The sequence below is a fragment of the Caulobacter zeae genome (assembly GCF_002858925.1).
GTDB classification, from domain to species: domain Bacteria; phylum Pseudomonadota; class Alphaproteobacteria; order Caulobacterales; family Caulobacteraceae; genus Caulobacter; species Caulobacter zeae.
Map to the genome: position 1 here is coordinate 1 of NZ_PJRS01000042.1, position 12,530 is coordinate 12,530.

Genomic DNA, 12,530 nt, shown 5'->3' on the forward strand with positions numbered 1-12,530 from the left:
CGAAGCGGCCGACTTGGCCCCCTCGGCGTCCAGGAACTGGTTGCACCCCCAGCCGACGAGCACCCCCAGCACCATCGCGCCGACGATCAGATAGGCGAAGCGTTTGTTCATGAAGGAGCCTTTGCGCACGCGGCGAACGCGCCGGGCGCCGCCTGGGCGTCCGTGAAGCGCGTGGATTTTGGGAAAGGGGCAGGCAGCGGGCGCGGCGAGGCCGGCCCGGCGGTGTCGGGAGCGCTAGAGCGCGAAGATCAGGATGCCGCGGCCTTCTGCAGGCGCTCGTAGCGGCTGAGCAGCCGCTCCCAGGTGACGCGCTTGATCGGCTCGCCGCGACGCAGCTTGGTCCAGGTCGTCTCGCTGATGCCGTAGACGTTGTTGAGGTGCTCGCGGGTGATGGCGGGCAGGCGGCTCTTCAATCGCTCGAAATGTTCGGCGGGGATCTGGATCACGTCCGGCATGGCGGTCCCGTAGCTCTGTTCAGGAGGCCGACATGAGCGGCCCGCATCTATCAAGACGCAGGCCATCGGCGTTTCCTCACGTCCGAAAGCAAAAATTTTTCCCCTTACCGATCCGTGACTTGGCTTCACGGCAAAAAGTTGTCGGGAAGGTGTGGGTTCGGAAACAGGCTGCGTCTTGAGGATCGGAAGCGCGAGGGGCGCGACCCAAATCCAAAGGGGATGCAAGTATGCGATCGAGGACCTTGAAGCGGATGATGGCCGGCGGCTGCGCGTATGGCGCGCTGATGCTCGGCGTCGCCCACGCCCAGGAGGCGGCCGCCCCCGAAGAGCCCCAGGCCGTCGAGGCCGTGGTCGTCACCGGCTCGCGCATCGCCCGCCAGGACTATGTGGCCAATAGCCCGATCCAGACCGTCGGCGCCGCCGCCATCGAGGCCACCGGCCAGGTGACGGTCGAAAAGGCCCTGTCGCAGATGCCGCAGTTCACCGGCTCGTTCGGCCAGGGCAACACCGGCTCGACCAGCACGGGCCTGAACGGCGGCCAGTCCTATGCCAGCCTCCGGGGCCTGGGCGCCAAGCGGACTCTGATCCTGCTCGACGGCCGCCGCCTGCAGCCCTCCAACCCCGACGGTTCGGTCGACCTCAACATCATCCCCGAAGCCCTGATCGAGAACGTCGAAGTCATCACCGGCGGCGCCTCCACCGCCTACGGTTCGGACGCCACCGCCGGCGTCGTCAACTTCAAGCTCAAGCGCACCTTCAACGGCCTTACTGCCGACGCCCAGTACGGCATCTCGGAAAAGGGTGACGCAGAGTCGTTCCGGTTCTCGATCACCGGCGGCTCGGACTTCGCCGAGGGCAAGGGCCGGGCGGTGCTGTCGTTCGACTACACCAACCGTGACCGCGCCCTGCAGAGCGCCCGCGACTACTACATCTTCCGCACCTCGGCGCCGGGCCTGTCGACCATCCCGCAGGGCACGGTGCTGTTCGGCGCCAACCTGCCGACCCTGGCCTCGATCAACAGCCTGTTCCAAGGCAGCTACGGCACCGCCGCCCTGACCGGCAACGCCGCCGGCCGCTACACCGGCCAGATCGGCTTCAACACCGACCAGACCCTGTTCTCGACCTCGGGCGTGCCGGTCCTGAACTTCCGCGACCCGCAGACCGACAACGCCTATATCGTCAACGCCAACGCCTCGGGCACCTCGCAGCAGGTGAACTTCGGCTACAACGGCAGCTCGATGCAGTCGGACCTCGATCGCTACGCCGTGTTCGCCAAGGTCGACTACGACCTGACCGACAGCATCAAGTTCTTCTCGCAGTTCACCTTCACCGACTACACCTCGGTGGGCGTCTCGAACCCGACCCTGGCCTCGAACGTCTACGGCCTGACGGTGCCGGTCTCCAACCCGTTCATCCCGACCGACTTCCGTCCGATCCTGGCCTCGCGCCCGACCCCGAACGCCGCCTTCACCTTCTACAAGGCGCTCGATATCCTGGGTCCGCGCATCCAGAAATACAGCTACGACGTCTTCCAGTTCACCAACGGCCTGTCGGGCGAGACCGGCTTCAAGGACTGGACCTGGGACGGCTACGTCTCGTTCAGCCGCGCCAAGTTCGACAACGAGCAGACCGGCGGCGCCAGCGCCAGCGCCATCTCGCGCCTGCTCAACAGCCCGACGGGCGGCACCGAATACTGCGCCGGCGGCTGGAACCCCTTCGGCAACCTGACGCCGTCGGCCGAGTGCGCCCGCTACATGTCGCGCCGCACCCTGAACCAGAACACCCTCGAGCAGCGCATGGTCGAGGTGAACGTCTCCGGTTCGCTGTTCGACCTGCCGGCCGGCACGGTGAAGTTCGCCGCCGGTACGGACTATCGCTCGAACGAATACACCTTCACCCCTGACAGCCAGCTGAACCAGCCCGACGGCACCAGCGACATCCTGGGCTACAGCGTGCTGCGCGACGCCGCCGGCTCGGTCGACACCTACGAGGTCTACGGCGAACTGCTGGTGCCGATCGTCAAGGACCTGCCCTTGGTGCAGGAGTTCAACCTCGACCTCGGCTACCGCTATTCCGACTACAGCTCGGTGGGCGGGGTGCAGACCTACAAGGCCGACTTCGACTGGAAGATCATCGAGCCCGTCCGCCTGCGCGGCGGCTACAACCGCGCCATCCGCGCCCCGAGTGTCGGCGAGCTCTACGCCCCGGTCTCGACCGGTTCGGTGGCCATCGGCACGGCCTCGTCGACCACCACTAACGGCGACCCCTGCGACGTGCGCTCGTCGTACCGCACCGGCGCCAACGCCGCGGCCGTCCGCAGCCTCTGCCTGGCGCAGGGCGTGCCGACCGCGATCATCGACAGCTACCAGCTGGGCACGGCCCAGGTGTTCGCCCTCACCGGCGGCAACCCTGACCTGCAGGAAGAAACCGCCGACACCTATTCGTTCGGCGCCGTCCTGCGCTCGCCGTTCGAGAACCCGCTGCTGAGCCGTCTGACGGCCTCGATCGACTGGTACGACATCAAGGTGAAGGATGCGATCGGCAGCCTGTCGATCGTCAACGCCTTCCAGTTCTGCTTCAACTCGGGCGGCTCCAACCCGTCCTACGACCCCAGCAACTACTACTGCTCGCTGCTGACCCGTAACTCGGCCAGCGGCGTGCCGACCAACCCCGTCCAGCCGCTGCTGAACCTGGGCCAGTTCCAGACCACCGGCGTCGACGTGCAGGTCGACTGGAGCTTCGACTTCGCCGACAGCGCGCTCGACATGATCCCGGGCTCGTTCGCCCTGAACGTGGCCCTGGGCTACACCGACAAGTTCAAGATCCAGAACCTGCCGGGCGCGCCGGTCTACGACTATGTCGGCACCATCGGCACGGGCGTGGAAAGCACCGCCGGCACGGCTCACCCGAAGTGGAAGTCGGTCACCTCGGGCACCTACACCTGGGGTCCGGCGAGCCTGGGCCTGCGCTGGCGCTGGATCGAGGCCATGGAGAACTCGGCCAAGGTCGTCACCCCGACCAGCACCTCGCGCGGCGTGAAGGCCTACAACGCCTTCGACCTGAACGGCCGCGTCGAGCTGCCCTGGGACACCGCCCTGCGCTTCGGCGTCAACAACCTGTTCGACAAGGCTCCGCCGCAGGTGGGCGACACCGAGGGCAACTACGACCCGCAGAACTACGACGTGCTCGGCCGCTCCTACTACGTGGGCATCCGCAAGCGCTTCTAGTCGAAGCCTGAAGCCAACCCGGGCGCGCTTCTCCCCCTTTGCGCGCCCGGCGCTCGCCGCCCAGTCAGCCCCGGCGGCGGCGAGGAAGGGCGCCGGTCTTGGCGGACCGGCGCCCTTTTCGCGTTCAGTGGATCAGCAGTCCCGCCGCGGCCATCAAGCCGCCGGCGCCCAGGGCGAGCGCCCCGAGGATTGGCCAGGGCGAGGCTGGAGCGGGCGGGTCCCAGCTCGTGATCTCGGCGTCGACGGCGCTCACCGCCTCGAAGGCGTCGCGGCGGCGGGGGTGAGCCGCCCAGGTCTCGAATTCTTCCTGGTCGCCTTGCCCGGCTTCGGGCGACCGCAGGCGCTCCAGCCAGGCGGCGGCTTCGCGGAGGTCGTCTTCGGTTCGGGTCATGCACACTCACTCCTGACCGCGATCATGCGGGCTGGTGTTGCGTGCGTGTTTCGCGCGGGACGCGCCCGGATATCGCCGGCCGTCCTGCGACCCTCTGCTCCCTAAACAGATGCGCTGCCAGGCTGCGATGGCGGTTTCGTCAAACCGCAACCTTGCCGCAACACTGGCGAAACCGAGAGCCGCCATGCCCCGGTTTCAGCTGGCTAAGCGCGGGGGCGTGCTCATGGACTTCCTGGAACAGACCCAGTTTCACAACCGCATCTGCGACACGCTGGAGACGGCGATGGCGGACGGACGCACGGTCGACGCCGCCGCCGTGCGGGCCGAGCGGACCTGCGCCGCCGGCCAGTGGCTGCATGGCGAGGGCCATCGGCGCATGCCCGGCAGTCACCTGCACCTGCACTGCCTCGAAGCCCACCGCGATTTCCACCGCATAGCGGGCCAGGTGGCCGACCAGATCAACCGCGGCGCGGTCGCCGACGCCCGCCGGGCGGTCCGCAACGGCGGAGCCCTGGCCGGCGCCAAGGCCGACCTTGCCGCCGCCTTCCGCAAGCTGCGCGTGGCGATGGAAACGTCGGCGGGGTAAGGGGCGAAACCTCGTCCTTCGACAAGCTCAGGATGAGGTTTTTCATCGCCGGCGCTTGAATGGTCCTCTTCCTGAGCTTGTTGAAGGACGAGGACCACCCATTGCTTTCAGCTTCTATTTGCCCTCCAGCCCCGTCCAGCCGCCGCCGATCGCCTGCACCAGGGCCACGGCCGCGGTCTGGCGCGAGACGCGGGCCGAGGCCAGGTCCCGGCGGGCCGAGAGGGCCGAGGCCTGGGCGGTGACGACGTCGGTATAGGCCACCTGGCCGGCGCGATACTGGTTCAGCAGCATCTGCTCGGTCTGGTCGGCGGCCTTGGAGGCGGTTTCCAGCAGGGCGTACTGGCGCTCGAGCACCCGCACTGCCGTCAGCTGGTTCTCGACGTCCTGGAAGGCGGTCAAGGCGGTCTGGCGGTAGTTGGCGGCGGCCGCATCATACGAGGCGCGGGCCTGGGCGACCTGGGCCTTGCGGGCGCCGGCGTCGAACAGGGTCTGGGCCGCCGACAGGCCCAGCGACCAGGTGTTGGCCGAGGCCGAGAAGAGGTCGCCCAAGACGCTGGCGGTCGAGCTGCCCGATCCGCTGAGGGTGAAGCTCGGGAAATAGGCCGCGCGGGCCACGCCGATCTGGGCGTTGGCGGCGGCGACGCGACGTTCGGCGGCGGCGACGTCGGGACGGCGCTCCAGCAGGGTCGAGGGCAGGCCGGTCGGGATTTCCGGCACGCTCGCGGTCCAGTTCGGATCGGCGGCGATGCGGAAACCGCTGGCCGGCTGGCCGACCAGCACGGCGATGGCGTTCTCGTAGGTGGCGCGGGTCTGGGTCAGGCCCTCCAGGCTGGATTGGGCGTTGGCCAGGGTGGTCTGGGCCTGCAGCACGTCCGAGCGCGGGGCGATGCCGGCGTCGTAGCGGTTTTGGGTGATCTTCAGGCTGCGCTGGTAGCCGTCGACCGTGGCCTGGACGAGGGCGATCTCGATGTCGCTCTGGCGCAGGCCCAGATAATTGGTCGCCAACTCGCCCTGGGCCGACAGCTGGGCGGCCGCCAGGTCGGCGGCGCTGGCCTGGGCGCTGGCGTCGGCGTTGCCGATCGAGGCGCGGATGCGGCCCCAGACGTCAGGCTCCCAGCTGGCGCCGATGCTAGCGGCGTAGCGCTTGGTGTCGCCCGAGCTGGTGGCCCCGCCGGCGCCCGGCGCGCTACTGGTCCCGCCGCCGCCCGAGCGCGTGCCCGAGGCCGACAGGTCGACGCTGGGGAACAGCGAGGCGCGCTGCTCGCGGACCAGGGCGCGGGCCTGGCGATATGCGGCCTCGGCGGCGGCGATGGTCTGGTTGTCCACCTTCACCCGCTCGGCCAGGGCGTTCAGCTGGGCGTCGCCCAGCAGGGTCCACCAGTCGCCGCGATCGAGATGGTCGGAGGGCGTGGCGGCCTTCCAGCCGTCCATCGCCTTCCACGCAGCGGGCGTCGGCGAGGCCAGCTTGGGCGTCTCGTAGGCCGGCGTCGTCGAGCAGGCGGCCATCAGGGCGACGAGGGGCAGGGCGGTCAGGAGGCGGGCGGTCATCGGGCGAGCTCCGGCGCGGAGGGCATGTGGGTCAGGTCGCGCTCGTCGCGCCGCTTGCCGCGCAGGCGGTCGAGATAGACGTAGACCACGGGGGTGGTGATGAGGGTCAGAAGCTGGCTGGCGATCAGGCCGCCGATGATGGTGATGCCCAGCGGCCGGCGCAGCTCGGCGCCTTCGCCGAAACCGATGGCCAGGGGCAGGGCGCCCAGGGCGGCGGCCAGGGTGGTCATCAGGATCGGGCGGAAGCGCAGCAGGCTGGCTTCGCGAACGGCCTCGATCGCCGTCAGGCCCCGGCCGCGCTGGGCCTCCAGGGCGAAGTCGATGATCAGGATGGCGTTCTTCTTGACGATGCCCAGCAGCAGGAACACTCCGATCAGGGCGATGATCGAGAACTCCATGCCAAACAGCAGGAGCGCCAGCACCGCCCCGACGCCGGCGGCGGGCAGGGTCGACAGCACCGTCACCGGGTGGACGTAGCTCTCGTAGAGGATGCCCAGCACGATATAGATCGCCACGATGGCCGCCGCGATCAGGAACGGCTGCTGCTTCATCTGCTCGTTGTAGCTGCGGGCGCTGCCCTGGAAGCTGCCGCGCACGCTGGTCGGCAGGCCGATGTCGGCCTCGGCCTGGGTGATCGCCGCCTGGGCCTGAGACAGCGAAACCCCGTCCGGCAGGTTGAACGACACGGTGGTCGCCAGCTCGCCGTTCTGGTGGTTGACGCTGGTCGGGGTGGCGTTCTGGCTGACGCTGGCGATCGCCGTCAGCGGCGTCATCGGCGTGGCCGAGGTGTTCAGCGTCGAGCCGGTCGAAGCGTCGCGCTGCGAGGGATTGACCGACGCCCCGCTGGTGCTGGCCGCCGTGGTCGTGCCGCTGGTCGAGGTCGGCACATAGACGTCGTTCAGCGCCTCGGGGCCCTGGGCGAATTTCTGGTCCCACTCCAGGATCACGCCGTACTGGTTGACGTCCTCGTAGATGGTCCCGACCTGGCGCTGGCCGAAGGCGTTGTAGAGCGCGTTGTCCACCGCCCGGGGCGTGACCCCCATGCGCGAGGCGCTGTCGCGGTCGATCGTCACCAGGGTCTCGACGCCGTTCTCCGACTGGTCGCTGTCGACGTCGGTCATGACGTCGGAATGGGTCTTCATCGCCTCGGCCAGCTTCGGCGCCCATTCCTTGAGGGCGGCGCTGGAGTCGCTGGTCAGGGTGTACTGGTAGGTCGAGTTGCTCGACCGGCCGCCCATGCGCACGTCCTGCACGGGGTTGAGGAAGATCGACAGGCCGGTGACCTTCTGCAGCTGCGGCCGCAGGCGGGCGATGACGGCGCTGCCCTTCTCCTTGCGCTGCTTGATCGGCTTCAGATTGACGAACATGAAGCCGCCGCCCGCGCGATTGCCGCCGGTGAAGCCGACCACGGTGTCGACGGCGGGGTCCTTGCGGATGATGTCGACGACGGTCCGCAGCTTGGCCTGCATGGCCTTGGAAGAGACGCTTTCGTCGGCCCGCATGCCGGCCATCAGCTGGCCGCTGTCCTGCTGCGGGAAGAAGCCCTTGGGCACGGCGATGTAGAGCCAGACGGTCATGCCGATGACGGCGACCAGCATGACCATCACCAGCGGCTTGGCGTGCAGGGCCCAGTCCAGCGTGCGGGCGTAGATCGCCTGGATCCTGTCGAACATCCGCTCGAAGAAGCGGGCGACGGGTCCTTCTTTGTGGCCCTCCGGACGGGCCTTCAGCATGTAGGCGCACATCATCGGCGTGGTCGTCAGGCTGATGACCAGCGAGATCAGCACCGCCGCCGACAGGGTGACGGCGAACTCGCGGAAGAGGCGTCCCACCTGGCCGCCCATGAACAGCAGCGGGATGAACACCGCCACCAGCGAGACGCTGATCGACAGCACGGTGAAGCCGACCTCGCGCGCGCCCAGCACGGCCGCCTTGAAGCGATCCATGCCCGCCTCGATGTGGCGCTGGGTGTTCTCCAGCACCACGATGGCGTCGTCGACGACGAAGCCGGTCGCGACCGTGATGGCCATCAGGGAGAGATTGTTCAGCGAGAAGCCCATCAGGTACATCACGCCGAAGGTGCCCAGCAGCGAGACGATGGTCGCGGCCGTCGGGATGAAGGTCGCCCGGGCGCTGCGCAGGAAGGCGCTGACCACCAGCACCACCAGCACGATCGAAATCAGCAGGGTGACCTCGATCTCGTGTAGCGAGGCGCGGATCGAGTTGGTGCTGTCGCTGGCCACCTGCACCTTGATGTCGGCGGGCAACTGCTCGCGCAGTTCGGGCAGAGCGGCGCGCACGCTGTCGACGGTCTGGATGATGTTGGCGCCCGGCTGGCGGGTGATCAGCACGATGATCGCCGGCTTGCCGTTGAACAGGCCCAGCGTGCGGGTGTCGGCGACGCTGTCGGTGACGCTGGCGACGTCCGACAGCTTGACGCCCGCGTCGCCCCGCCAGGCGACCAGCAGGCCCGCGTAGTCGGCCGCCTTGCGGCCGCTGCTTGAGGTGTAGATCTGGAAGCGCTTGCCGTCGCCCTCGACCGCGCCCTTGGGGCGGTTGGCGTTGGCCGACTGGATGGACGCGCGAACGTCCTCCAGGCTGACCCCGTACTTGTTGAGCAGGAACGGATTGACTGAGATCCGCACGGCCGGCAGCGAGCCGCCGCCGATCTCGACGTCGCCTACGCCCTGCACCTGCGAGACCCGCTGCGAGACGATGTTCGACACCGCGTCGTAGATCTGGCCGGGGGTCTTGGTGTCGGACGTCAGGGCCAGGATGATCACCGGCGAGTCCGACGGGTTCATCTTGCGATAGGTCGGGTTGCTGCGCAGCGTGGCGGGCAGGTCGGCGCGGGCGGCGTTGATGGCCGCCTGCACCTCGCGGGCGGCGCCGTCGATCTTGCGGTTGAGGTCGAACTGCAAGGTCACCCGGGACGAGCCCGACGAGCTCTGCGAGGTCATCTCGTTGACGCCGGAGATGACGCCCAGGCGCCGTTCCAGCGGTGTGGCGACGCTGGAGGCCATGGTCTCGGGGCTGGCCCCCGACAGGCTGGCCGACACCGAGATGGTCGGATAGTCCACCTGCGGCAGGGGCGAGACCGGCAGCACGAAGAAGGCGAAGACGCCGGCCAGGGCCAGGCCGATGGTCAGGAGGACCGTGGCCACCGGCCGGCGGATGAAGGGCGCCGACAGGTTCATGACGGCAGCCCCGGCAGCGGCTGGTCGACGCGATCTTCATCCCCCTTGTCGCGGCGCTTCTTGCCCGAGGGCGCGATGCGGTCGAAGGCGAGGTAGACGACGGGCGTCGTGAACATGGTCAGGAGCTGGCTGACCAGGAGGCCGCCGAAGATGGCGATGCCCAGCGGACGGCGCAGCTCGGCGCCTTCGCCAAAGCCCAGCATCAGCGGCACGGCGGCGAACAGGGCCGCCAGCGTGGTCATCAGGATCGGGCGGAACCGCAGGATGGCGGCCTGGAAGATGGCCTCCTCCGGCGACTTGCCCTCGTTGCGCTCGGCCTCGATGGCGAAGTCGATCATCATGATCGCGTTCTTCTTGACGATGCCGATCAGGAGGATGATGCCGATGATCCCGATCACGCCCAGGTCATGGCCGGTCAGCCACAGCGCCAGGAGGGCGCCGACGCCGGCCGAGGGCAGGGTCGAGAGGATGGTCAGCGGGTGGATGTAGCTCTCGTAGAGCACGCCCAGCACGATGTAGACGCAGACCACGGCCGCCAGGATCAGCCACAGCTGGTTGGAGAGCGAGTTCTCGTACGCCCCGGCCGCGCCCAGGAAGGTGTGGGTCACCGACGAGGGCATGGCGATGTCCTTCATCGCCGCGCGGATCTCGTCTACGGCGTGGCCCAGCGAGACGCCCGGGGCGGTGTCGAAGCCGATCGTGGTGGCCGGGAACTGGGCCACGTGGGTCACCTGCAGCGGAGACTGCTGCTCCTTGATGGTCGAGAAGGCCGCCAGCGGCGCAGGCGAACCGCCGCCGGTGCGCAGGTTGAGGTTCCCCAGCGAGGCCGGGTCGGTCAGCAGGCCGGGCTTGGCCTCCAGGATCACGCGGTACTGGTTGGTCTCGGTGAAGATGGTCGAGACGATCCGCTGGCCAAACGCACTGTAGAGGGCGTCGTCGACGTCCGAGGCGGTGATCGAAAGCCGGGCGGCGGTGTCGCGGTCGATGTCGATATAGGCGGCCGCGCCGGTGGCCGAGGCGTCGCTGTAGATATTGCGGACGGCCTTCACGCTGGCCAGCTTTTCGGAGAGCTTGCCGGCCCATTCCTTGACGGTAGCGGTGTCGGCGCCTTCCAGCGACAGGCGGTACTGGGTCGGACCGCTCTCGGCGTCGATGGTCAGGTCCTGGGTCGGCTGGAGATAGAGGGTGACGCCGGGCACGCCCGCCACGCGATCGCGCAGCCGCTGCATGATCTTTTCCTGCGAGCCCTTGCGGTCGCCCTTCAGGTTGATCTGCATCTGGCCGGTGTGGAGCATGCTGTTGTTGGCCCCGTCGACGCCGATGAACGACGCCACGCTGGCCACGGCCGGGTCCTGGAGGATCGCCGCGGCAGCCTGCTGCTGCAGGCCGGCCATACGCTCGTAGGACACCGACTGCTCGACCTCGGTGCGGGCCTGCAGCTGGCCGGTGTCCTGGGTGGGGAACAGGCCCTTGGGGATGACCATGTAGAGCACGCCGGTCAGCACCAGGGTGGCGACGGCCACGACCAGGGTGGCCTTCTGGCGGGCCATGACCCAGGCCAGCGCCGTCTCGTAGCGGGCCTCGATCTTCTCGAAGACCTCCTGGGCCTTGCGGCCGACGCGGCCGGGCTTGTCCTCCTCGTGGCTCTTCAGCCAGCGGGCCGACAGCATCGGCGTCAGGGTCAGCGACACCACGGCCGAGATCAGGATGGTGATGGCCAGGCTGACGGCGAACTCGCGGAAGAGGCGCCCGACCACGTCGCCCATGAACAGCAGCGGGATCAGCACCGCGATCAGCGAGATGGTCAGCGAGATGATGGTGAAGCCGATCTCGCGCGCGCCCTTCAGCGCCGCCTGCATCGGCTTTTCGCCCTTCTCCATGTGGCGGATGATGTTCTCGATCATCACGATGGCGTCGTCGACGACGAAGCCCGTGGCGATGGTCAGGGCCATCAGGGAGAGGTTGTTGAGCGAGTAGCCCAGCAGGTACATCACCCCGCACGAGCCGATCAGCGAGATCGGCACGGCCAGGCTGGCGATGATCGTCGCCCGCATGGAGTGCAGGAAGAAGAAGATCACCAGCACGACCATCACCACGGCCAGGATCAGCTCCATCTCCACGTGGTGCACCGAGGCGCGGATGCCGGTGGTGCGGTCGGCCAGCACCTCGACCTTCAGCGTCGCCGGCAGGCCGGCTTGCAGCTCGGGCAGCTTGGCCTTGATGGCGTCGACGGTCTTGATGACGTTGGCGCCCGGCTGGCGCTGGACGTTGACGATGATCGCCGGGGTCTTGCCGGCCCAGGCGCCCAGGCGGGTGTTCTCGGCGCTCTGCACGACGCTGGCCACGTCGCGGATGCGGATCGGGGCCTCGTTCTTGTAGGTGACGATCAGGTTCAGATAGTCGTCGACCGTCAGCAGCTGGTCGTTGGCGTTGATCGTGTAGGTGCGGGTGGGGCCGTCGAAGCTGCCCTTGGCGCTGTTGGCGTTCGAGTTGTCGATGGCGCTTTGCAGCTCTGCCAGCGTCAGGCCGTAGGAGGCCATGGCCTGGGTGTCGGCCTGGATGCGGATCGCCGGCTTCTGGCCGCCGCTGAGCGAGACCAGGCCCACGCCCGAGACCTGGCTGATCTTCTGGGCCAGGCGCGTGTTGACCAGGTTCTGCACCTCGGTCAGCGGCAGGGTGTCGGAGGTGATCGACAGGGTCAGCACCGGCGCGTCGGCCGGATTGACCTTGGCGTAGACCGGCGGGGCGGGCAGGTCGGCCGGCAGCAGCGAATTGGCCGCGTTCATCGCCGCCTGCACTTCCTGCTCGGCGACGTCGAGGGTTTCACCCAGGTTGAACTGCAAGGTGATGACGCTGGCGCCGGCCGTGCTGACCGAGCTCATGCGCGCCAGGCCCGACATCTCGCCCAGCTGGCGCTCCAGCGGGGCGGTGACGGTCTGGCTCATCACCTCGGGGCTGGCCCCCGGATAGAGGGTCTGGACCTGGATGGTGGGGTAGTCGACCTGCGGCAGGGCCGACAGCGGCAGCAGCCGAAAGCCGACCAGGCCGGCCAGCACGATGGCCGCCATGAACAGGGCCGTGGCGACCGGCCGCTGGATGAAGGGGCGCGAGGGGTTCATCGACCGT

At 68.4% G+C, this 12,530-nt stretch carries 8 protein-coding genes; 2 read left to right on the forward strand and 6 right to left on the reverse strand.

Annotated features, from left to right (window positions below; genetic code table 11):
- Positions 1–111, reverse strand: a 111-nt coding sequence (locus SGCZBJ_RS26245; protein ID WP_240621511.1) for a hypothetical protein, incomplete at its 3' end; no start/stop codon positions are given.
- A 137-nt stretch (positions 112–248) separates the two neighbouring features.
- A complete protein-coding gene (locus SGCZBJ_RS20450; RefSeq protein ID WP_058346819.1) occupies positions 249–455 on the reverse strand; it encodes a hypothetical protein in 207 nt (68 codons plus the stop codon).
- Positions 456–682: 227 nt separating this feature from the next.
- Between SGCZBJ_RS20450 and SGCZBJ_RS20455 the strand changes: the two genes are divergently transcribed.
- Complete coding sequence (locus SGCZBJ_RS20455; protein WP_101719784.1) at positions 683–3,682, forward strand: TonB-dependent receptor domain-containing protein; 3,000 nt, start codon at positions 683–685, stop codon at positions 3,680–3,682.
- A gap of 124 nt (positions 3,683–3,806) precedes the next feature.
- On the opposite strand, the gene SGCZBJ_RS20460 is transcribed toward SGCZBJ_RS20455, so the two are convergent.
- Positions 3,807–4,073, reverse strand: a complete 267-nt coding sequence (locus SGCZBJ_RS20460) for a FecR/PupR family sigma factor regulator (RefSeq protein WP_101719785.1) — start codon at positions 4,071–4,073, stop codon at positions 3,807–3,809.
- Between the two features lie 184 nt (positions 4,074–4,257).
- Here SGCZBJ_RS20460 and SGCZBJ_RS20465 point away from each other — a divergent pair, with 184 nt between their 5' ends.
- Positions 4,258–4,659 (forward strand): CZB domain-containing protein, encoded by a 402-nt coding sequence (locus SGCZBJ_RS20465; protein ID WP_240621595.1) that lies wholly within the window; start codon positions 4,258–4,260, stop codon positions 4,657–4,659.
- A 114-nt stretch (positions 4,660–4,773) separates the two neighbouring features.
- Here SGCZBJ_RS20465 and SGCZBJ_RS20470 read toward each other — a convergent pair whose 3' ends face one another.
- Genes SGCZBJ_RS20470 through SGCZBJ_RS20480 form a run of 3 tightly spaced genes read right to left on the reverse strand, consistent with a single transcriptional unit; the run spans position 4,774 to position 12,523 of the window.
- Positions 4,774–6,207 (reverse strand): efflux transporter outer membrane subunit, encoded by a 1,434-nt coding sequence (locus SGCZBJ_RS20470; RefSeq protein WP_101719786.1) that lies wholly within the window; start codon positions 6,205–6,207, stop codon positions 4,774–4,776.
- The gene (locus SGCZBJ_RS20475; RefSeq protein ID WP_101719787.1) at positions 6,204–9,404 is read right to left on the reverse strand and encodes an efflux RND transporter permease subunit; all 3,201 of its coding nucleotides are present in this window, start codon (positions 9,402–9,404) and stop codon (positions 6,204–6,206) included. The genes SGCZBJ_RS20470 and SGCZBJ_RS20475 overlap by 4 nt, the downstream gene beginning before the upstream one ends.
- Positions 9,401–12,523: a multidrug efflux RND transporter permease subunit gene (locus SGCZBJ_RS20480; protein WP_101719788.1), complete on the reverse strand. Its 3,123-nt coding sequence runs from the start codon at positions 12,521–12,523 to the stop codon at positions 9,401–9,403. Before SGCZBJ_RS20480 ends, SGCZBJ_RS20475 begins: the two co-directional genes overlap by 4 nt.
- Between the last annotated feature and the right edge of the window lie 7 nt (positions 12,524–12,530).

Coding starts and splice junctions, on each gene's coding strand:
- SGCZBJ_RS20475 (WP_101719787.1), bottom strand. CDS start 9,404: ATGAACCTGTCGGCGCCCTTCATCCGCCGGCCGGTGGCCACGGTCCTC.
- SGCZBJ_RS20480 (WP_101719788.1), bottom strand. CDS start 12,523: ATGAACCCCTCGCGCCCCTTCATCCAGCGGCCGGTCGCCACGGCCCTG.
- SGCZBJ_RS20450 (WP_058346819.1), bottom strand. CDS start 455: ATGCCGGACGTGATCCAGATCCCCGCCGAACATTTCGAGCGATTGAAG.
- SGCZBJ_RS20455 (WP_101719784.1), top strand. CDS start 683: ATGCGATCGAGGACCTTGAAGCGGATGATGGCCGGCGGCTGCGCGTAT.
- SGCZBJ_RS20465 (WP_240621595.1), top strand. CDS start 4,258: ATGCCCCGGTTTCAGCTGGCTAAGCGCGGGGGCGTGCTCATGGACTTC.
- SGCZBJ_RS20460 (WP_101719785.1), bottom strand. CDS start 4,073: ATGACCCGAACCGAAGACGACCTCCGCGAAGCCGCCGCCTGGCTGGAG.
- SGCZBJ_RS20470 (WP_101719786.1), bottom strand. CDS start 6,207: ATGACCGCCCGCCTCCTGACCGCCCTGCCCCTCGTCGCCCTGATGGCC.